A 20985-nucleotide genomic window follows, 5' to 3' on the forward strand; every position below is an offset into this window, starting at 1 on the left:
GGCACATGCAATCCCCCTCGGATTTCCCCTCACCACCGCCGGGTTGCCCAGCCCACAACAGCGGCCGGGGAGTCCCCCTGTACACACCGGAGTTCGTCAAGGACCCGGCCACGCACTACACGTACATGCGGAACTTCGGTCCCGCCGCCCCCGTGGAACTGGCCCCCGGGGTCGAGGCGTCGCTCGTCACGGACTACGCCGCGGCGCTCCATGTGCTCCAGAACCCCGACATGTTCGTCCGGGACTCGCGGCGCTGGCGCGCCCTCAACGAGGGCCGGGTGCCGCTGGACAGCCCTGTCCTGCCGATGATGGCGTACATGCCCGGCCCCCTCCTCACCGACGGCGCCCAGCACCTGAGGCTGCGCCAGGCGGCCACGGACAGTCTGGCGCGGATCGACACCCACCGGCTGACCCGCATGGTGGAACGTACCGCCACCTATCTGATCAGCCAGTTCAGCGGTCGCGGCAAGGTCGATCTGGTCGGTGAGTACGCGCAGGTGCTGCCCCTGCTCGTCTTCAACGACCTGTTCGGCTGCCCCGGCGAGCTGGGCGACCGCATGGTGTTCGGCATCTCCGGAATCTTCGACGGGGTCGACGCGGCGAAGGCGAACGAGGTCCTCCAGGAGGCCCTGATCGAGCTGGTGATGCTGAAGCGGTCCCAGCCCGGTGACGACATCACCTCCTGGCTGATGCAGCACCCGGTCAAGCTCACCGACGAGGAGATGATCCCGCAGATCCTCCAGCTCATCGGCGGCGGCACGGAGCCGCTGTCGAACCTCATCTCCAACGCGCTGCGGGTCCTGCTCTCCGACGACAAGTACGCGGACGGGGAGCAGTCCGGCAGCCTGCTGGTCGAGGACGCGATCAACGACATCCTGTGGAACAGCGCCCCCATCGCCAACTGGGCCACGCACTTCCCCGTACAGGACGTCGATCTGTCCGGGGTCAAGCTCGATGCCTGGGACCCGGTGCTCATCAGCTTCGCCGCCGCCAACACGGACCCCAACCTGTCCATGGGCCGGCAGACGCTGAGCAAGCGCGCGCACCTCGCCTGGGGCGCCGGGCCGCACGCCTGCCCCGCCAAGGATCCCGCGCTCCTGATATCGGTGCAGGCCATCGAGAAGCTGCTCAACGGCCTGCCCGACATCGAGCTGGCGGTCTCCCCGGACGACCTGGTCTACCGGCCTGGTCCCTTCCACCGGGCGCTCAGCTCCCTGCCCGCCCGCTTCACCCCCGAGCGCAGGACCCAGCCGCGCCCCGGGCCCACGGCCTCCGCGGCGCGCGCGGCGGGCGGCCGCCCGGCCCCGGACACGCACGCCGTGCCGCAGAAGGGGAAGTTCTGGAGTGGCTTCCTGGCCTGGTGGAAGGGGTAGCACCCGGAGCCGGGCCGTTACCGCACCGCGGCCTCGGCCCGGTCCGAGGTGCGCAGATGCCAGGTCGACCAGGCGTCCTCTTCGTCACCGATCCGGCCCCCACTGGCGATCGGAACGGCGGAGAGGAACTCCGCGGGCAGGTCGAACGCGTCCACCAGCGTCATCATATGAGGCGCCAGGCCGGCGACGAGGGCATTGCCGACCTCGTGGAATCCGCGGACATGACCGGCGGTCAGCTCACCCTCGGCGAGCAGCGTCCCGGTGTGCGGGGCGAGTTGCCGGATGAGGAAGAGCAGGCACACGTCCTCCAGCAGGTTACGTGCCATCGGGTCGGCGGCCCGGGCCGCGGCGGCGATGAAGGCGTCGGCGGCCTGGAGGCAGGCATGGGCCGAGACCATCTCCAGGGCCGGGGTGGATGCCTCGTTCCAGCGGCCGAGCGGGTCCCCCGACGGCCCCCGGCGCAGGGCCTCGCGGGCCCGCGTCTGCGCATCGGCCTCGACCCTGGCGAGGAGATCCCGCAGGAACGCGAGATCGGTCAGGGACCGCTCGGCCAGGGGCGCCGCGGATTCGGGGCGGCGCTCCGCCTGGTGGTTGAAGACCATCTCGGAGGCGGCCTTCACCCAGATGACAAGGTTGTCACCTTCCGCGGTGATGCTGCCCTCTATGTTCAGCGGCAGATCCGACAGGCCGTTGACCGGGAAGAATCCCTGGGCCCCGCACCGCTCCCGGGACTCGATCGCGATCGCGCGGGCCTGCCAGGTGATCCAGCCCTTGGCGATCGCGACCAGGCGCTCGGTGTCCGCCCGGTTCTCCGGTGTGTGCCCGGTCCACCGGGACACCACCTCCCGGTGGAGGAAGGTCATGGCGTACGCCGTCGCGATGGCGTCCAGCAGTCGTCCGTGATGGCTGCGGTGCGCCACCAGCGGTACGCGTTCGCCGAGCTTCGGCCCACTGATGTGCCGGGAGTGCGCATGCCGTACGGCGATGACCAGAGCCGCCCGCGACACCCCGACGCTGCCCCCGCTCATGCAGAGCTTTCCGCTGGTGACGCGCCCTATCGAGTGCAGGAACCGCTTGCGCGCGCTGCCCAGGGCGCTGTGGAGGTTCCCCGCCCCGTCCAGTCGGCCGTGTTCCCCTTCGAGCAGCGCCTCACGCGGCAGCCGTACCCGGTCGAAGGAGGTGAGGCAGTGGTCCACGGGGGTGCCGGTACGGTCCGGGAGCCGCCGGACGTGCACGCCGGGCAGATGGCCCCTGTCGTCGCTGAGCGGGGTCAGGAACAGGAAGATTCCCTCGTCCTCGCCGTCGATCAGCAGCCGGGCCGCCACGACGGCGCTCTTCGGACCGCCGGTCAGGCTGGTGTTCGGCATGAACTTCTGCGCGCCCGGCGTGGGCGTGTGCAGGACGAACTCACCGGTCTCCCGGTCGTACTCGGCGGTCGTCCGGAGCGCCGAGGCGTCGTTGCCGTGGTCCACCTCGGTGCACAGGAACGTTCCGGTGCGCCGCATCGAGGTGAAGTCGGACAGGTCGCGCGGGACAGCGCCGCCGTCCTGTTCGAGGAGGCTGCCCAGGAACAGGTTGTAGTGGATGCCCGCCAGGGTGCCCAGGCCACTGTCGACGACCCCGGTCCACTCGTGCAGCGCCGCGAGCCGGCGCGGGTCGAGGGCCAGTTCCCTCGCGTCGCCGGCGGCGTCGTTGACCAGCGCGAGCCGGGAGTAGGAGAGCTGGACGCGCTCGGCGGCGGACAGCACGGAACGGTGCCGGAAGTCGTCCCTGGCGATCAGTTCACGCCAGGCACCATGCACGTGGGCCTGGTCCTCTCCGTCGAAGAGGAGGTACGTCAGCTCGCGGCTCAGTCCGGAAACGCGGCGCGCGCGCCCCGGCTCAGCTCCAGGGAGTTCCTTGTCACGCAATGGCAGCATGGTCATGAATTGCTCCGCATGGACGCCTTACACCAGTGGACGGAAAGTTGAAACAATTGAATACCGGCCAACGCGTCCCGTTCCAGAGCTGACAAGATCTTTTTTTGAGCCGAAGATCACCGGCTGGCGCACTTGAGGAAATCCCCGATCTCCATTACCCTCGGCTCCCACCCGACTCCACGGCGTAAACATCCGGATCGACGGAAGTGAGCGATTACACCCCATCCGGCCTGGGAAGTCATAGGGAATTTAGCAGTCCTGACGCCCCGCCGGGGTGACTCCCCACCCGGCCGGTACGACGCGAGCACACCCCGACCAGACGGAAAGGACATTCGCCACCGAGGGGAAATCAGGGGTAAATTGAAGAGTTTTTCGCGGCACCGCGCGGGACATCCGGGAATTGCCCGCAATTCCCCTCAGGTGATGTTCCGGTCCCCCGCGAAATGCGCCCGCAGCAGTGATTGCGCCAGCGGCAGGTCACCCGCCGCCAGCGCGTCCAGCAGCGCCAGGTGTTCGGCCGCGTGCGCGATCAGGTCGGCGCGGCGTACGGCGGGGGCGCCGGCCGGCGGCCACTGCGCGCGCCGGTGCACGTCGTCGGCGATCGCGACGAGCTGCTGATTGCCGGAGAGGGAGAGCACCGCCCGGTGGAAGGCGCGGTCGCACTCCGCGTAGCCGGCCCGGTCCCCGAGGGCCGCGGACGCGCTCGCCGCGTCGGCCAACGGACGTATCTCCGCCCAGCGTTCGGCGGGAACGGTGCGGACCAGGCGGAGCATCACCGGCACTTCGAGCAGGGCCACCACCTCGGCCAGTTCGGCTGTCTCCCGGGAGGTGCGCCGGACCACCCGGAAGCCCCTGTTCGGGACGGTCTCCACCGCACCCTCCAGCGCGAGCTGCTGCATGGCCTCCCGTACCGGGGTGGCGGAGACCCCGAAGCGCTCGGCGAGCACCGGGGCCGAGTAGACCTCGCCCGGCACCAGCTCGCCGCCGACGAGCGCCTCGCGGAGGGCGGCAAGGATCTGGCCGCGTACCGAGTGGCGCCGTACGGAGTGACGAGGACCCGGGCGCTCACTGTGCGTGTGCTCCCCGCGCGCCGGCTCGCGCGCGTCCGTACGCGCCTGCTCCGGCAGCCGGGCGCCTCCGGCCCCGGGGCCGGGCCCGGCCCCGGGCGCCCCTCCGGACGTCCGGGGGACCTCCGACGTACCGGGCACGGCGGCCCGGGACGGGTACGGCACCGGCGCCGTGGACTCACGCGCTCCGCCCTGCTCCACTCGGGTCCTCCTCGGCCGTCGGGTCGGTCCGTTCACCAGGAGGTCCGGGTCCTCCCCGTGCACGATAGGCCGACCGGGGCGCAGTTCACACCTCGATCACATCGGGTAAGGTAAGGCTTACCTGCAAGCGATCCCGATTCGGTGGTCCCCGCATGACCGTGCCCACTGTTCTGCCCGGGCTTCTCGCCTCTCCCGTGACGGGCGCCTACGCCCGGCTGACCGAGGTGTTTCCCGCGCTGAGCATCCATCAGCTCACCGACGGCAGGCAGCCGCCCGTCGGCGGCGGCTGGGTGAGCGCGGCGGAGCTGGCGGCGGGCGGCCCGGCCCTGGACACGTTCCTCGCCTGGGACGAGGCGCAGGTGCTGCGCGACCACGGGCGGCGGGCCCGGCCCGATGTGATCGCCAGCTTCGCGCTGCACCGCTACGCCTGGCCGGCCTGTCTGCTGATCACCGTGCCGTGGTTCCTGCACCGCCGGGTGGTCCGGGTCCCGGTCGAGTCCGTCTCGTTCCAGCGGGCCCTGGGCCGGATGACGGTCCGTGTCCACGAGTTCGCCTGTCTGCCGGACGACCCCGCCGCGGCACTGCCCGGCGCCCGGGTCGTACCGGACGAGGAGGCGCTGCGCGACGAGGCGCGGACGGCCGTCGCCGAACACCTCGGTCCGGTCCTGGAGGGGTTCGCCCCGCGGATGCGGCGCGGCAGGCGGGCCCTGTGGGGCATGGCGACCGACGAGATCGTCGAGGGGCTCTGGTACATCGCGCATCTGCTCGGCGAGGAGCGGCGCGCGATGGCGGAGCTGGAGCTGCTGCTGCCGGGGGCGACCAAACCGTACGTCGGCGCGGCGGGCTTCCGCGAGCTGACCGGTCCCGGCGGCGAATCTTTGCCGACCCGTGACCGAGCGAGTTGCTGCCTTTTCTACACGTTGCGCCCCGAGGGCACCTGCGTCACGTGCCCGCGTACCTGCGACGACGACCGCGTCAGGAAACTCGCCGCGAGTATCTGACCCTCCGTCACCCGTGGATTCCACGCCACCGTCAGTAGTGATATTAATCGAACATGACAGCCACCTGCCGTACGGCAGCTCTAGGCGATCGTGCATATTTGTGTGCCACACCGCCCCGTTGGTGTTCTGTTGTCCCAAAACCCCCTGAGGGGCACCGCACTTCCGTCAAGATGGCGTCCCGAACGCCCTACTGCGATGCAAGGAACACCGCATGCGACTGACTGACATATCGCTGAACTGGCTGATTCCCGGCGTCGTGCTGATCGTCGGAGCCCTGGTGACGGTGGCGGTTCTCGCCGGTGGCAAGCGTGCCCGGGAGAAGCCGGCTGTCGAGGACTCCTGGGAGCGCAGCGAGGAGCGCCGCAGACGCAAGGAGGCCATCTACGGGATGGCTTCCTACGCGCTGCTGTTCTGCTGCGCCGCCGTGGCCGCGGCCCTCTCGTTCAAGGGCCTGGTCGGCTTCGGCCAGGAGAACCTGGGCCTCTCGGGCGGCTGGGAGTACCTGGTGCCGTTCGGTCTCGACGGCGCGGCGATGTTCTGCTCGGTCCTCGCCGTGCGCGAGGCCAGCCACGGTGACGCGGCCCTCGGCTCGCGTCTGCTCGTGTGGACGTTCGCCGGTGCCGCCGCCTGGTTCAACTGGGTGCACGCGCCCACGGGTATCGGCCACGAGGGCGCCCCGCACTTCTTCGCCGGCATGTCCCTCTCGGCCGCGGTGCTCTTCGACCGCGCGCTGAAGCAGACCCGCCGGGCGGCGCTGCGCGAGCAGGGGCTCGTCCCCCGTCCGCTGCCGCAGATCCGGATCGTACGGTGGCTCCGGGCACCGCGCGAGACCTTCGCCGCCTGGTCGCTGATGCTGCTGGAGAACGTGCGCACCCTGGACGAGGCCGTCGACGAGGTGCGCGAGGACCGGCGCCAGAAGGAACAGGGACGTCTCCGCAGGCGCGAGCAGGTGAAGCTGGAGCGGGCGCAGATCAAGGCGCTCAACCGGCAGCACCGCGCCTGGGGCCGTGGCCGCGGCGGCCGTCAGGTCGCGCTGCCCTCGGCCGGACCGGGGGCGAGCTCGCCACCGGCCGTCGAGGCCGCAGCGGAGCCTGCCATAGGAGAACAGCCGCAACTTCCCCAGCGTTCCCGGCTCTCCCTTCAGGCCGTGAAGGGTACTGAGGCCCGTACGGTGGACCTCACCGCCGAGGACGACACGCAGGCTCTGCCGAGGCTCGACTCGCTGGAGCGCAAGCTCAAGGAGATGGAGCGGCAGTTCGGCTGAGCCCGAGCGGCTCGGCGAGCAGGCACCACCAGCACGGCAGGCACCACCAGCACGACTGGCGGAATCAGCACGACTGGCGGAATCAGCGACACCAGCACGACAGGCGGGACCGCGCGGAGCTGTCGCGGCTCCCTTCTCCGGACCGGCGTGACGGACGACCGTCACGCCGGTCCGCTGCCGTTTCCCCCGCACCACCCCTGGTGACACCGTCCGTTCAGGAAGCATCCGTTACGCGGCCTCGCCGTTCAGCTCGAACCAGACCACCTTGCCCAGCGGCCTCGTCCGTATCCCCCAGTCGTCCGCGAGACTCCGGACCAGCGCGAGGCCCCTGCCGTTCGTCGCGTCGTCGGGGACCGGCCGGGCCGGCTCGGGCGGCGCGGCCAGGCCGGCGACGAAGTCCCGTACCTCCACGCGCAGTCGCGAGTCCGCGAACGTCGCCGTGACCACCGCGCCCGTCTCCGTGTGCACCAGCGCGTTCGTCACCAGCTCACTCATCAGCAGCTCGGCCACGGCGGCGGAGTCCCGCTCCCGCCAGTGGACCAGCATCTCCCGTAAGGCGTGCCGCACCTCGGGGACCGCCGCCAGATCGGTGCCCCCCACTCTGCGCCGTAACCCGCTCATCATTTTCGTCCCCCCGCTCGTCACTTCTGTCCTCCGACTTCTGTCCCCCGCCGGAAATGGCTCGTGGCGCTGCGTACAAGAGGTGTATTCCCCTTGCCGGAATGGGCCACTCATGGTGTGCGTCACCTGTCGTCTCCACGCCGGGCGGCGCGCCGCCCGGCCGCCGTCCGGCCCCCGTCCGAGCGCCGTGCGCCACCGCCGGACGGATGCGGACGGCGGGTCCGGGGAAGCTCTGGGGGGAGCGATTCCGAGAAGCGAGGAGCCCCGATGCACGACGACCGCACTCAGGTGGAAGGGCGGCTGGAGCGCGCGCTGCGCCAGTTCATCCGCCCCGCGCAGTACGCGGCGCGGCAGCCGCTCTCGCTCGCCGTCTGGCACGCGCCGGGCGAACCGGTGCCGGTGGAGCGGGCGTTGCGTGGCGCGTACGAGCCTTTCGCGGCGGGTACGGAGTGGGGTTCACCGTGGTCGACGAGCTGGTTCCGGCTGACGGGCACCGTGCCGGACGGCTGGGCGGGGCGCCGTGTGGAGGTGGTGATCGACCCCGGATTCACCGGTGAGGGGCCCGGGTTCCAGGCCGAGGGAATGGTGTACGACGCGTCGGGGGTGCCGGTCAAGGGCATCCATCCGCGCAACCGGCACGTCCCGGTGGCCGCCCCGGCGGCGGGCGGCGAGTCCGTGGAGCTGTTGCTGGAGGCGGCGGCCAACCCGGCCGTGCTCCACGACTTCGAGCCCACGCTCCTCGGGGACGTGCTGACCGCGGGGGACCGTCCCCTCTACCGGTTCGCCTCGGCCGAGGTCGCCGTCCTGGACGAGGAGGTGTGGCATCTCGTCCTGGACATGGAGGTGCTCTCCGAGTTGATGGCCGAGCTGCCCACCGACCGGTCGCGGCGCCATGAGATCCTGCGCGCCCTGGAGTCCGCGCTGGACGTGCTGGACCTGCACGACGTGGCGGGCACGGCGGCCGGGGCCCGCCGGGAGCTGGCGGACGCGCTGGCGCGCCCCGCGTCGCCGAGCGCGCACCGCCTCTCGGCGGCGGGCCACGCCCATATCGACTCGGCGTGGCTGTGGCCGCTGCGCGAGACCGTACGGAAGGCGTCGCGGACGTTCGCCAATGTCACGGCGCTCGCCGCCGACTACCCGGAGCTGGTCTTCGCCTGTTCGCAGGCGCAGCAGTACGCGTGGGTGCGCGACCACCAGCCGCACATCTGGCGGCGCATCAAGCAGGCGGTCAAGGAGGGGACCTGGGCGCCGGTGGGCTCGATGTGGGTGGAGTCCGACGCCAACATGCCGGGCGGCGAGGCGCTGGCCCGGCAGATCGTGCACGGCAAGCGCTTCTTCCAGGAGGAGCTGGGCGTGGACACGGAGGAGATCTGGCTGCCGGACTCCTTCGGATACACGGCGGCGTTCCCGCAGTTGGCGAAGTTGGCCGGGGTGAAGTGGTTCCTCACGCAGAAGCTGTCCTGGAACCAGTCGAACCGGATGCCGCACCACACCTTCTGGTGGGAGGGCATCGACGGCACCCGCGTCTTCACCCACTTCCCGCCGGTCGACACGTACAACGCGCAGTTCCACGGCTCCGAACTGGCCCACGCGGAACGGAACTTCACGGAGAAGGGGCGGTCGTCCCGCTCCCTGGTGCCGTTCGGCTGGGGCGACGGCGGGGGCGGCCCCACCCGGGAGATGATGGAGAAGGCGCGGCGGCTGGCGTCCCTGGAGGGCTCGCCCCGCGTGGAGATCGAGCACCCGGCGGCGTTCTTCGCGGCGGCGCGGGAGGAGTACGGGGAGCGGGCGCCGGTCTGGTCGGGCGAGCTGTACCTGGAGCTGCACCGGGCGACGTACACCACCCAGGCCAAGACCAAGCAGGGCAACCGGCGCAGCGAACACCTGTTGCGGGAGGCCGAGTTGTGGGCGACGGTGGCGGCGCTGCGCGCACACCCCGGGCCGGGGTCGCGGCCGTACGCGTATCCGTACGAGGCGCTGGACCGGATCTGGAGGACGGTGCTGCTGCACCAGTTCCACGACATCCTGCCGGGTTCGTCGATCGCCTGGGTGCACCGGGAGGCGCGGGCCACGTACCGGGCGGTGCGGGAGGAGCTGGAGGGGATCGTCGCGGAGGCGGTGGCGGCGCTGGGCGGGGGCCGGCCCGCCGTGCTGAACGCGGCACCGTTCGCGCGCCGTGAGCCGGTCGAGTTCGACGCGGCGGACGTGCCCTCGTCCGTACGGGCGCAGCCGCTGGCGGGCGGCCGGGTGCTGGCCGCCGCGTTCACCCGGTCGCTGGCGACGGGGTCGTTCACCGGCGCCCTGGACCGGTCGGGGGTCTCCGGGGTGGCCGGGGACAGGTCGATCACGCTCCGGAACCAGCTGGTGGAGGTGGTGATCGACACGGACGGGCTGCTCACGTCCGTACGCGACCTCGTGGCGCGCCGGGAGGTGCTGGCGCCCGGCGGCCGGGGCAATCTGCTCCAGCTCCACCCCGACCACCCCAATCAGTGGGACGCCTGGGACATCGACCGGCACTACCGGCACCGGCACACCGATCTCACCGCCGCCGAGTCCGTCGAGCTGACGGAGGCGGGTCCGCTGCGGGCGTCGGTGCGGGTGGTGCGGGTGTTCGGGGCGTCCCGGATCACCCAGGAGATCCGGCTCACGGCGGGCAGCAACCGGATCGATGTCGTCACCGACATCGACTGGCGCGAGTCGGAGAAGGTCCTCAAGGCGGCGTTCCCGCTCGATGTGCACGCCGAACGGTCCACCGCCGAGATCCAGTTCGGCCATGTGCACCGGGCCACGCACGACAACACCGGCTGGGACGCGGCCCGCTTCGAGATCTGCGCGCACCGCTGGCTGCGGGTGGCCGAGCCCGGGTACGGCGTGGCGGTGCTCAACGACTCGACGTACGGGCACGACGTGACGCGGACGCCTCACGCGCAGGGCCTGGGCACGACCGTACGGCTGACGCTGCTGCGCGCCCCGCACAGCCCGGACCCGGAGACGGATCAGGGCACGCACCGGTTCCGGTACGCGCTGCTGCCCGGCGCCACGGTGGAGGAGAGCGTGCAGGAGGGGCTGGCGCTCAATCTGCCGCTGCGGGTGGCGACGGCTCCCGAGCTGGCGCCGCTGGTCGACATCGACAACGCCGCGGTGACCGTGGAGGCGGTCAAGCTCGCCGAGGACCGGAGCGGCGAGGTGATCGTACGGCTCTACGAGTCGGCCGGCGGCCGGGCCGAGGCGACGCTGCGCGTCGGGTTCCCGGTGCGCGAGGCACGGGTGACGGATCTGCTGGAACGGCCGCTGCACGCCGCGGAGACGGGCGAGGAGGGAGTGCGGCTGCGGCTGCGGCCGTTCCAGATCCTGACGCTGCGGCTCACCCCGGCGTGAGCCCGCCGGCCGGGCGGACAGCCGGGCGGACGGCCGGGCCGGCGGCCTGACGGCGCGGACATCCGGGCCATCGGCCTGACGGGGGTCCGGAGGTGGACGGTCCGGCGGTGGACGGCGGGGTCAGGGCCGGGGCACGTTCCGCAGGTTGGAGCGGGCCATCTGCACCATCCGGCCCACCCCGCCGTCCAGGACGATCTTGCTCGCGGAGAGCGCGAAGCCCGTCACCATCTCGGCACTGATCCTCGGCGGGATGGAGAGCGCGTTCGGGTCGGTGACCACGTCCACCAGCGCGGGACCCCGGTGCTTGAAGGCGTCCTTGAGGGCGCCGGCGAGCTGCCGGGGCTTCTCGACGCGTACGCCGTAGGCACCGGCGGCGCGGGCGAGCGCGGCGAAGTCGGGGTTGTGGTTGGTCGTACCGTACGCGGGCAGTCCGCCGACCAGCATCTCCAACTCGACCATTCCCAGGGCCGAGTTGTTGAAGAGTACGACCTTCACCGGCAGGTCGTACTGGACGAGTGTGAGGAAGTCGCCGAGCAGCATGGCGAATCCGCCGTCGCCGGACATCGAGACGACCTGCCGGTTCCGGTCGGTGAACTGCGCCCCGATGGCCTGCGGCAGGGCGTTGGCCATCGAACCGTGGCTGAACGAACCGATGACGCGGCGCCGCCCGTTGGGGGTGAGGTAGCGGGCCGCCCATACGTTGCACATCCCGGTGTCGACGGTGAACACGGCGTCGTCGTCGGCGAGTTCGTCGAGGACGGAGGCGACGTACTCGGGGTGGATCGGGATGTGCTTCTCGACCTTGCGGGTGTACGCCTTGATCACGCCCTCCAGCGCGTCGGCGTGCTTCTTCAGCATCCTGTCGAGAAAGCGGCGGTCCGCCTTGGCCCGTACGCGGGGCGTCAGGGAGATCAGCGTCTCGCGGACGTCGCCCCACACGGCGAGGTCCAGCTTGGAGCGGCGGCCGAGGCGCTCGGGCCTGATGTCGACCTGGGCGATCTTGACGTCGTCGGGGAGGAAGGCGTTGTACGGGAAGTCCGTGCCGAGGAGCAGCAGCAGATCGCACTCGTGAGTGGCCTCGTAGGCGGCGCCGTAGCCGAGCAGTCCGCTCATGCCGACGTCGTACGGGTTGTCGTACTGGATCCACTCCTTGCCGCGCAGCGCGTGACCGACCGGGGACTTGACCCGTTCGGCGAACTCCATCACCTCGGCGTGCGCGCCGGCGGTGCCGCTGCCGCAGAAGAGCGTGACGCGGTCCGCCTCGTCGATCATGCGGGCGAGCTTCTCGATCTCTGTGTCACCGGGGCGTACGGAGGGCCGTGCGGTGACGAGGGCGTGCTCCACCGCCTTCTCCGGGGCGGGCGCGGAGGCGATGTCGCCGGGCAGGGTGACCACGCTGACGCCGCTCAGGCCGATGGCGTGCTGGATGGCGGTCTGCAGCAGCCGGGGCATCTGCCGGGGGCTGGAGATCATCTCGTTGTAGTGGCTGCACTCGTTGAACAGCCGCTCGGGGTGGGTCTCCTGGAAGAAGCCGAGGCCGATCTCGGCGGAGGGGATGTGGGAGGCGAGGGCGAGGACGGGGGCCATGGAGCGGTGGGCGTCGTACAGGCCGTTGATGAGATGCAGGTTGCCGGGGCCGCAGGAGCCCGCGCAGGCGGCGAGCCCCCCGGTGATCTGGGCCTCGGCGCCGGCCGCGAAGGCGGCGGTCTCCTCGTGCCTGACCTGGATCCAGTCGATGGCGGGGGTGCGGCGGATGGCGTCGACGACGGGGTTGAGGCTGTCGCCGACGACTCCGTACAGCCGCTGGACGCCCGCTCTGACGAGGATGTCGACGAACTGTTCCGCCACGTTCTGCTTGGCCATGGATCCGCGCCCTCTCCGGTGACGGCCGGGACGGCCGGCCCGCCCCGCGCTCTCCATCAACCCACGGCGGGCCCGGACGCGCCTGCTGGGCCCGTCGTTCGGCGTCATGCCTCCCAGAGGGCGACCGCCGTACGGTCGTCGGCGTAGCCCCGCACGCCGAGCACGGTGTCGGCGAGGAAGCCGGCCGGCCCCGGTGGCTCCGGCACGCCCCAGCGGCGGGCCAGTTCGCTCGCGAGCCCGGGCGCGGCGCGGAGCGGCTCGGCCAGCCCCGCGCTGCACAGCAGGAGGGTGTCGCCCGGCCGGGCGACCGACGCCCGGAACAGGAACGGCTCAGGAGGTGGGGACGGCGGGCCCTCGATGTAGGGGGCACGGTCGTTCGTGATCGCCAGGTCCATGGTGAGCCGGTCGCCCTCGGGGGTCTCGGCGGGCGGGGAGCCGGTGGTGGCGTAGGCGGTGCCTCGGGGCTCCAGGTCCTCCCAGTCACCGTCCCTGAGCCGGAAGAGTCCTCCGGCGCCGGCCCCGAAGAACACCCGGTTCCGGCAGTCGGGGTCGGCGGTGAGCAGCAGACAGCGCAGACTCGCCGTGTACGCCTCGGGCGCCAGCCCGCGTTCGGCGGCGCGGGCCCGGAGCTTGCCGAACCCCCGGTCGGTGAGCCGGTGCAGACCGGATTTCAGCTCACCCCTGCGACCGGCCCTGATGTCCTCGGAGAGCCTGCTGTGGTCGCGTCCGACGGCGCCGCCGATCCAGTGGCAGACCTCGGCGGCGGCCAGGTGGGCGCCCTCGGCCGCGCGGGCCCCGCCGGCGACGGCGACGAGGACGAGCGCGCCGGGGCCGGTCCCGAACCGGGCGGTGAGCAGCGCGTCGCGGCGGGGCTCGCCGCGGCGCCGCGCGGCGCCGCCCCGTACGGAGACGGCCCGCAGGGTGTACGACCCGTAGGAGGCGCCGTCGAGGACGGTGTCGGCGACGAGTTCGGCCAGCCGGTCGGGGTGGGCGGCGGGCAGCGCGCCGGGACCGGCGTCATGGCCGGGCGGCCGGTCACCGCGCGGGGCGCCCCGCGCGCGGTGAGGGGCGGGGACGGGGGTGCTCCCCGGCGCCGCCCGCGGATCGGGAACGGCCCGCGCACCGGGCGCGTTCGCGGGCGGAGGGGGCGGGGACGGGGACGGGGCGGGCGGCGGCGGGCCCTGCGCCGGAGGAGACGGCGCCTCGGGAGGTACGGCATCCCCGCCGGAGCGCGACCCCCGCGGCGCTTCGGGAGGTACGGCATCCCGGGCATCCGTCCGCGGCAGCGGCCGGGCGTCGCTCGGCGCGTACGGGGCCGGTGACGGCGCCTGCTCCCACCAGGCCCGTGCGGGCCCCGTCGAGCCTCCGGCGCGGTCGCCGGCCGTTTCCGTGGCGGGATCCGGCGGCGGGTCCGCCGGGACCGCGGTCGGACCTCCCGCCGAACCCGCGGTCGGACCCGGATCCGCCGTCGCGCCCGCCCGCACCGCGTCCGCCGCCGAGTCGAATCGGTCGTCGAGCGTGTCCCCGGACTTCGCCGCGGGCCCCGTGTCCGGCGCCGACGCGTCGTACAGGCGGTTCCACCAGTCGTCGTCGGGCGGTCGTTCCCCCTGCTCGCTCATGTCCCTTATTTTCGACCGCTCCAGGGGGACGAAAACGGCCGTCGTCGAAAATGAGTCCGCCGGGCGACCCCACCCCCCACGGGAAGGACGCCCGGCGAACGGTCACAGATCCAGCGCGGGCGCGGACACGGGCGGCCGGACCGCACGCGTCGTTCTCCCGTGCACAATCCGGCCGGAACCTCCGCGGAGGCATATGACCGGGACTGTTGCTGCTGTGATGGCGCCACCATGACAGAGTGCCGGGGCTTACAGGGGATGATGAGCACGGCGGGTTTACGCCGTGGCCGGTATCCGCCACGGCGAGCCGGGGTACGTACGCGTCCGAGGAGGTCGCGCGGGGTGAGTGGGGAGGGGTGGACAAGGTGCTGGGAGCGATAGGCCTTGACGAGAGACACGAGGCGGCGTATCGGGCGCTGGTGTCGATCGGGGCCGCGGAGGTGGCGGATCTGGCGCACCGGCTCGCCCTCCCCGAGCCGGACACCGAACGGGCGCTGCGCAGGCTGGAGCGGCAGGGTCTCGCCGCCCAGTCCTCCTCCCGGGCGGGCCGGTGGGTCGCCGCGCCGCCCGCCGTCGCGCTGGGCGCGCTGCTGACCCAGCACCGCCATCAGCTCGAACAGGCGGAGTTGGCGGCGGTGCTGCTCGCCGAGGAGTACCGGGCGGAGGCGGCCGAGCCGGCCGTGCACGACCTGATCGAGGTGGTGACGGGCGCCAGCGCCGTGGCCCACCGCTTCCTCCAGCTCCAGCTCGGCGCCACGGAGGAGGTCTGCGCGCTGGTCACGGGGCAGCCCGTGGCGGTGACGGGGCGGGAGAACGAGGCCGAGGACCGGGCGGCGAGCCGTGGGGTCGCCTACCGGGTGGTGATCGAGCGTGAGGTGCTGGCCCAGCCCACCGGGCTCACCGAACTGGCCGCCGCGCTCGGCCGGCAGGAGCGGGTCCGGGTCACCGAGCGGGTGCCGACGAAGCTGGTGATCGCGGACCGCGCGCTCGCGATGGTGCCGCTGACGGGCCGTGGCGCCGGGCCCGCGGCCCTGGTCGTGCACGCCAGCGGGCTGCTGGAGTCGCTGATGGGGCTCTTCGAGGCGGTGTGGCGCGAGGGGCTGCCGCTGCGGCTGGGCACGGACGGGGCGGTACGGGAGGACGGCCCGCCCGGCCCCGACCCCACCGACCTGGAGATCCTGTCGCTGCTGCTCGCCGGGATGACCGACGCCAGCGTCGCGAAACAGCTCGACCTGGGGCTGCGGACCGTTCAGCGCCGGGTGAAGGGGCTGATGGAGCTGAGCGGGGTGACGACCCGGCTCCAACTCGGCTGGCACGCGTACGAGCGGGGCTGGGTGGCCCGCGGCCCCGAGGTCTGAACACGGCCGCCAAGGGCGCGAACGCATCCTGCGGGAACGGGCGCCGTCCGGCACAGTTGGCGGATGGAAGTGTGGCAGCTCGTGCTGGTCGCCCTGGTCATGCTGCTCGGTCTGTTCGGCGTGCTCGTCCCCGGCGTGCCGGGTCAGGCGATCGTCTGGGCCGCCGTGCTCTGGTGGGCGCTGTCCGACACCACGCGGGCCGCCTGGGCGCTGCTGATCGGCGCGACGGCGCTGCTCCTGCTCAACCAGGCGCTCAGGCCGCTGCTGCCGGCCCGCAGGACCAGTCGGACGGGGGTGCCGCGCCGCACACTGCTGACCGGCGGGGTCGCGGGCATCGCGGGGTTCTTCGTGGTGCCGGTGGTGGGCGGGATCCTGGGGTTCGTCGGGGGGATCTACGGTGCGGAACGGGCGCGGCTGGGCAGTCACCGGGACGGCTGGGCGTCCACCCGTACGGTCATGCGGACGGCGGGGGCGTCGCTGCTGGTGGAGCTCTTCGCGTGTCTGCTGGTGGTGGGCGCGTGGCTGGTCGTGGTGGTCCGGGGCTGACCGGCACGACGGGCGCGGGCGGCGCGCAGATGGCTCCCTGCGTAGGACCGCCAGGGCCGCCACGCCTCCTCGGCCCGCTCCCCCTCGGGCGCCACATCGGGGTCGCCGAGGGCCCGCGTGCGGATCAGCGCGGCGGTGCCGGGCGTCACGCCGGGGACGGCCAGGAGCGCCTGTTCGGCCGCGTCCCGGTCGGCCCCCGCGTCGAGCCGTACGGTGCCGTCGGCGAGCGCGGTCGCGAGCGGCCCCGCCACCGGGTGGCCGCGCAGCGCGGCGGGCTCGGGGAAGAGCCGGGTGAGCCCGCCGGGCGCCTGCTCCAGCACCTGGCCGTACGTCGCCACGGCCCGCCGGGCCGCCGCCTCCCCGAGCAGGGCGCGCAGCGCGTACTCGGCCGGCTCCGCCGCGCCGGGCGAGCGCAGCCCGGGGCGGGCGGCGACGAGGGGAGCGAGGCGCGGGTCGGCGCCGAGGCGTTCGTCCACGGCGTACGGGTCGGCGTCGAGGTCGAAGAGGCGGCGCAGCCGCTGGACGGCGGTGGTGAGGTCGCGCAGGTCGGTGAGGTGGATCCGCGCCTCCAGCCAGCCGTTGGCGGTCCGGCCCGCGGGGCCGCCGGCGGCCGGGCGGGCCTCGTCCACGGCGACGGCGCCGGGGCCGTGGGGCAGCCGCAGCGTACGGCGGTAGGTGCGGGCGCCGGGCGGGCCCGTCACCTCCTCGACGGAGGGCAGGGCCTCCTGGGCGAGGAGGTCGAAGACGTCGGAGGCGGCGTACGGGCCGCGGTGGGCGAGCCGGAGCGGGATCCAGGCCAGGGCGGGCGGGCCGACGGCACCGGCAGCCGGTGTCGCCGGTGTCGCCGGTACGGGACCGCCCGCGGTGCCGGTGGGACCCGCGGCCCGGGCGGTGCTCCGCCGGGCCGCCTCGGCCGCGGCCGAGGCCGTTCCCGTACCGGATTCGGTGCGCAGCGCGCTGGGCGTACGGGCGTAGATCTGCCGGATCGTGTCGTTGAACTGGCGGACGCTCGCGAATCCGGCCGCGAACGCGATCTCCGTGACCGGCAGGCCGGTCGTCTGGAGCAGGACCCTGGCCGTGTGGGCGCGCTGGGCGCGGGCCAGGGCGACGGGGCCGGCGCCCAGCTCGGCGGTGAGCTGGCGCTGGATCTGGCGGGTGCTGTAGCCGAGCCGTCCGGCCAGCCCCGGCACGCCCTCCCGGTCCACGACCCCGTCGCCGATCATGCGCATGGCGCGGCCGACGACATCGGCGCGCACGTTCCACTCCGCCGATCCGGGCACGGCGTCCGGCCTGCATCGGCGGCAGGCGCGGAAGCCGTGGCCCTGGGCGGCGGCAGCGGTCGGGTAGAAGCGGACGTTCTTGCGTTTGGGGGTGACGGCTGGACAGCTCGGCCGGCAGTAGATGCCGGTGGTCTCGACGGCGAAGAAGAACGCGCCGTCGAACCGGGCGTCACGGCTGGCCACCGCCTCGTACCTGGTCTCTTCGTCCATCACGAGTCCAGTGTGCGCCGTCCGGGGCGGGGCGTACTCGCGGTTTTCGGACGCCGTGTCCGCCCCGCTCGCCGCCCCGCCGCCGGTCACCGCTAGGGCCTCTCGTTTGGATCATGCTGGGCTCGCGTGCCCTGGTGCCGCGCCTCGCGGCGTTGACGGCGGATACGGGGGGAGCCGACGCTCACGCGTCGCCTCCCTCCTCCGCCTTGCGATCCACGGCACCAGACCCCGCTCCCTGATCCAGCCTGATCCAAACGAAAGACCCTAGGCCGGTCCCCCACCCTCGCCCCCGCCCCGCCCCCGCTCAGCGGAGGCGGCCGCGCTTGGCCTCCATCGCGGCGCGGCCCTCGGCGCCCTTGCGCTTCCATTCGCGCCGGATCTCGCCGCGCAGCCGGGCGTCGGTCTTGGCGACGATGCGCTGGTTCTCCCGCAGCAGCTTGCGGTAGCTGTCCAGCCGCCGTACGGGCAGCGCGCCGTCCTCGACCGCGGCGAGCACCGCGCACCCGGGCTCCGCCGTATGGGCGCAGTCCTGGAACCGGCACCCCTCCGCCAGGCCCTCGATCTCCGAGAACACCTGGCCGACGCCGGTCACCGCGTCCCAGAGCCCGACCCCGCGCAGCCCCGGCGTGTCGATGAGGACGCCACCGCCGGGCAGGACGAGGAGGTTGCGGGTCGTGGTGGTGTGCCGGCCCTTCCCGTCCACGTCGCGCGCGGCCTGAACGTCCATCACGTCGGTCCCGAGCAGGGTGTTGGCGAGCGTCGACTTCCCCGCCCCGGAGACGCCGAGCAGCACGCTCGTACCGCCCGAGAGCACGGCGGACAGGACCTCGATCCCCTCCCCCGTCTCGGCGCTGACGGCGAGCACCTGCACCCCGGGCGCGGTGATCTGGACATCCTCGACGAGATGGGCCCGTACGGCGGGGTCCGTCACGAGGTCGGCCTTGGTGAGCACGATGAGCGGGAGGGCGCCACTCTCCCAGCCGAGGGCGAGGAACCGCTCGACCCGGCCGAGGTCGAGTTCGACCGCCAGAGAGATCGCGATGACCGCGTGATCGACGTTGGCGGCGAGGATCTGTCCCTCGGACCGCTTGGAGGAGGTGGACCGTACGAAGGCGGTACGGCGCGGCAGGTACTCCCGGACGAACCGGGGGTCACCGCCCACCGGGTCGACGGCCGCCCAGTCCCCGGTGCAGACGACGCGCAGCGGGTCGTGCGGGGTCACGAAGGCCGTGTCGGCCCGTACGACCCCCTCGGCGGTGGCCACGTCGCACTGGCCCCGGTCGACGCGGACGACCCGGCCGGGCAGCAGCCCCCGCTCGGCGTGGGGGGCGAACGCCGCGGCCCAGCCCTCGTCCCAGCCGTACGGGGCGAGCGGGTGAGCGGCGGAGGAAACCTCGAAGGAGAAAGAGGCGGATGAGGCAAGCGGGAAAGACGGGAAAGACAAGGGAAACCCTTCGAAGGGTGGCCCCGGCACGCCCGCACGGGCGCGGAAAGAGTAAGGAGAGTCAGCCGGAGACCACAGGGGTGAGCCTGATGAACTTCTGAACCTGGGCGCCGCCCAGCACCGTGACAGTCATCAATGTCCTCACCCCTTATCTCTCCCGGCGCGCCCGCAGCAGCTCGTGCTCCGCGCGCTCGACGGCCGACGCGCACCACCATAACCGGCCCCCGGAACCCGGCGCGAGGGATTTTCCGCGCCGTGTTCCGGGCCTCTTCGGTTCGCCCCGGTGGTGCGGGGTGCTACTTGGCGGAGGTGTCGAGCGTGGCCAGCGCCTGCGCCCAGCGGGCGTACTTCAGGTTGGCCAGATCTGCCACCGTCTTGACGCCGAACGCCTCGTCAAGAAGCTTGCCCTGGCGGTCCGAGACCCCCTTCAGCGCGGAGACCGGCGCGTCGAGCACGGCGGACAGGTCCTTGTCCGCCCACGCCTTGTCCAACACCTTGTCGAGGTCGATCTGGGCCACTGCTGCCTCCTGGAGTACGGTGTGCCCCGCCACTGCGGCGGGCGGCCGCGAGTGCGGCCGCAGGCTGAACGCCCGTAGAAGGTAAAGAGGTTCCCAAGAACCCGGCCGTACGATCGCTTCCGGCCACTCCGCGCACACCCTGGGTGGCGTCGCTTGCCGGTGCCGCGCGCCCGTCGCACGCTGGAGTCATGGCTCCTCCCGATATCTCGTCGGGTCCCGGTCCCGCGTCGGCTCCCGGTCCCGCGCCGGAGCCGGGGCTCGCGCCGGACCCGGGGCTCGCGCCGGACACCGGCGCCACCGGGGCCACGCTGAGCGGCTGGGCCGTCAAGGCCCCCGGCCCGGTCCGTACCGGCCCGCTGGTACGGGTCCGCCGCCCGGTCCCGGTGCCGGGCCCCGGTGAGCTGCTGCTGCGCGTCGAGGCGTGCGGTGTCTGCCGTACGGATCTGCACCTCGCCGAGGGCGATCTGGCGCCGCACCGCCCGGCCACCGTGCCGGGACACGAGATCGTCGGCCGGGTGGTCGCCGTGGGCGAGGGAGTGGGCCTGTTCCGTACCGGGGAGCGGGCCGGCGGGGCGTGGCTGCGCTCGACCTGCGGGGCCTGCCGGTGGTGCCGGTCCCGGCGGGAGAACCTCTGCCCCCGCTCCCGCTACACCGGGTGGGACGCGGACGGCGGCTTCGCGGAGCTCACGGTCGTGCCCGAGGCGTTCGCGTACCGGCTGCCGGAGGAGCGCGACGCCGCCACGCTCGCGCCGCTGCTCTGCGCGGGGATCATCGGCTACCGGGCGCTGCGCCGCAGCGCGCTCCCGCCGCGCGGGCGGCTGGGGATCTACGGCTTCGGCGCGTCCGCGCATCTGGCGGCCCAGGTAGCGCTGGCGGAGGGCGCCACCGTCCATGTGCTGACCCGGTCGCCGGAGGCGCGCGCACTCGCCCTGGAGCTCGGTGCCTCGTCCGCCGGCGGCGCCTACGACGCACCGCCGGAGCCGCTGGACGCGGCGATCCTCTTCGCCCCGGTGGGCGATCTGGTGCCGGTGGCGCTGGCGGCGCTGGACCGGTCGGGCACGCTCGCCGTCGCCGGGATCCATCTCTCCGACATCCCCGTGCTGAACTATCAGCGCCATCTCTTCCAGGAGCGGGACCTGCGCAGCGTCACCTCCAACACCCGGCAGGACGGCCGTGACTTCCTCGCGGTGGCGGAGCGCGTGGGGATCCGCGTGACGGTCACCCCGTACCCCCTGGACCGGGCGGACCGGGCCCTCGCGGATCTCGCCGCCGACCGGGTGCGCGGCGCCGCGGTGCTCGTACCGGACTGACGGCCTCTTCGGACGG

14 protein-coding genes and 1 pseudogene are annotated in these 20985 nt (G+C 73.0%); 7 read left to right on the forward strand and 8 right to left on the reverse strand.

Annotation, left to right across the window (positions count from 1 at the left end; all coding sequences use genetic code 11):
- The first annotated feature begins 5 nt into the window (after positions 1 to 5).
- A complete protein-coding gene (locus tag AB0P17_RS06550) occupies positions 6 to 1373 on the forward strand; it encodes a cytochrome P450 (RefSeq protein ID WP_365808180.1) in 1368 nt (455 codons plus the stop codon).
- A 17-nt stretch (positions 1374 to 1390) separates the two neighbouring features.
- On the opposite strand, the gene AB0P17_RS06555 is transcribed toward AB0P17_RS06550, so the two are convergent.
- Both AB0P17_RS06555 and AB0P17_RS06560 read right to left on the reverse strand, forming a co-directional pair.
- Complete coding sequence (locus tag AB0P17_RS06555; protein ID WP_365808182.1) at positions 1391 to 3298, reverse strand: acyl-CoA dehydrogenase; 1908 nt, start codon at positions 3296 to 3298, stop codon at positions 1391 to 1393.
- Between the two features lie 410 nt (positions 3299 to 3708).
- On the reverse strand, positions 3709 to 4560 hold the full coding sequence (locus tag AB0P17_RS06560; protein ID WP_365808184.1) for a GntR family transcriptional regulator: 852 nt from the start codon (positions 4558 to 4560) through the stop codon (positions 3709 to 3711).
- Between the two features lie 152 nt (positions 4561 to 4712).
- On the opposite strand from AB0P17_RS06560, the gene AB0P17_RS06565 reads away from it, so the two are divergent.
- Together AB0P17_RS06565 and AB0P17_RS06570 are read left to right on the forward strand one after the other, a co-directional pair.
- Positions 4713 to 5561 carry a (2Fe-2S)-binding protein gene (locus AB0P17_RS06565; protein WP_365808186.1) on the forward strand — a complete coding sequence of 283 codons (849 nt, stop codon included), beginning with the start codon at positions 4713 to 4715 and terminating at the stop codon, positions 5559 to 5561.
- A 211-nt stretch (positions 5562 to 5772) separates the two neighbouring features.
- A complete protein-coding gene (locus AB0P17_RS06570) occupies positions 5773 to 6825 on the forward strand; it encodes a DUF2637 domain-containing protein (protein ID WP_365808188.1) in 1053 nt (350 codons plus the stop codon).
- A gap of 228 nt (positions 6826 to 7053) precedes the next feature.
- Here the strand turns inward: AB0P17_RS06570 and AB0P17_RS06575 are convergent, their stop codons facing one another.
- Positions 7054 to 7446: an ATP-binding protein gene (locus AB0P17_RS06575; protein ID WP_365808458.1), complete on the reverse strand. Its 393-nt coding sequence runs from the start codon at positions 7444 to 7446 to the stop codon at positions 7054 to 7056.
- A gap of 267 nt (positions 7447 to 7713) precedes the next feature.
- Here AB0P17_RS06575 and AB0P17_RS06580 point away from each other — a divergent pair, with 267 nt between their 5' ends.
- Entirely contained in the window at positions 7714 to 10824 is a 3111-nt protein-coding gene (locus AB0P17_RS06580; RefSeq protein ID WP_365808190.1) for a glycoside hydrolase family 38 C-terminal domain-containing protein, read from the forward strand.
- A gap of 120 nt (positions 10825 to 10944) precedes the next feature.
- Here AB0P17_RS06580 and AB0P17_RS06585 read toward each other — a convergent pair whose 3' ends face one another.
- Together AB0P17_RS06585 and AB0P17_RS06590 are read right to left on the reverse strand one after the other, a co-directional pair.
- Positions 10945 to 12687, reverse strand: a complete 1743-nt coding sequence (locus tag AB0P17_RS06585) for a pyruvate dehydrogenase (protein WP_365808192.1) — start codon at positions 12685 to 12687, stop codon at positions 10945 to 10947.
- Positions 12688 to 12791: 104 nt separating this feature from the next.
- Positions 12792 to 14306 (reverse strand): protein phosphatase 2C domain-containing protein, encoded by a 1515-nt coding sequence (locus tag AB0P17_RS06590; protein ID WP_365808194.1) that lies wholly within the window; start codon positions 14304 to 14306, stop codon positions 12792 to 12794.
- A 362-nt stretch (positions 14307 to 14668) separates the two neighbouring features.
- On the opposite strand from AB0P17_RS06590, the gene AB0P17_RS06595 reads away from it, so the two are divergent.
- Both AB0P17_RS06595 and AB0P17_RS06600 read left to right on the forward strand, forming a co-directional pair.
- Positions 14669 to 15661, forward strand: a complete 993-nt coding sequence (locus tag AB0P17_RS06595) for a helix-turn-helix domain-containing protein (RefSeq protein ID WP_365808196.1) — start codon at positions 14669 to 14671, stop codon at positions 15659 to 15661.
- A gap of 99 nt (positions 15662 to 15760) precedes the next feature.
- Positions 15761 to 16132, forward strand: a pseudogene (locus AB0P17_RS06600) (DUF456 domain-containing protein); the annotation flags it as partial.
- On the opposite strand, the gene AB0P17_RS06605 reads toward AB0P17_RS06600, so the two are convergent.
- The 3 genes from AB0P17_RS06605 to AB0P17_RS06615 form a co-directional block, all read right to left on the reverse strand.
- Entirely contained in the window at positions 16084 to 17697 is a 1614-nt protein-coding gene (locus tag AB0P17_RS06605; protein ID WP_365808460.1) for an Ada metal-binding domain-containing protein, read from the reverse strand. The pseudogene AB0P17_RS06600 and the gene AB0P17_RS06605 overlap by 49 nt on opposite strands.
- A 304-nt stretch (positions 17698 to 18001) precedes the next feature.
- Complete coding sequence (rsgA, locus tag AB0P17_RS06610; RefSeq protein ID WP_365808197.1) at positions 18002 to 19141, reverse strand: ribosome small subunit-dependent GTPase A; 1140 nt, start codon at positions 19139 to 19141, stop codon at positions 18002 to 18004.
- A gap of 296 nt (positions 19142 to 19437) precedes the next feature.
- On the reverse strand, positions 19438 to 19659 hold the full coding sequence (locus AB0P17_RS06615; RefSeq protein ID WP_365808199.1) for a hypothetical protein: 222 nt from the start codon (positions 19657 to 19659) through the stop codon (positions 19438 to 19440).
- Positions 19660 to 19967: 308 nt separating this feature from the next.
- Here AB0P17_RS06615 and AB0P17_RS06620 point away from each other — a divergent pair, with 308 nt between their 5' ends.
- Positions 19968 to 20969, forward strand: coding sequence for a zinc-dependent alcohol dehydrogenase family protein (locus tag AB0P17_RS06620; RefSeq protein WP_365808462.1), 1002 nt, complete (start codon positions 19968 to 19970; stop codon positions 20967 to 20969).
- Positions 20970 to 20985: the final 16 nt, after the last annotated feature.

It is taken from the genome of Streptomyces sp. NPDC088124 (genome assembly GCF_040685895.1).
In the GTDB taxonomy this organism is placed as follows: domain Bacteria; phylum Actinomycetota; class Actinomycetes; order Streptomycetales; family Streptomycetaceae; genus Streptomyces.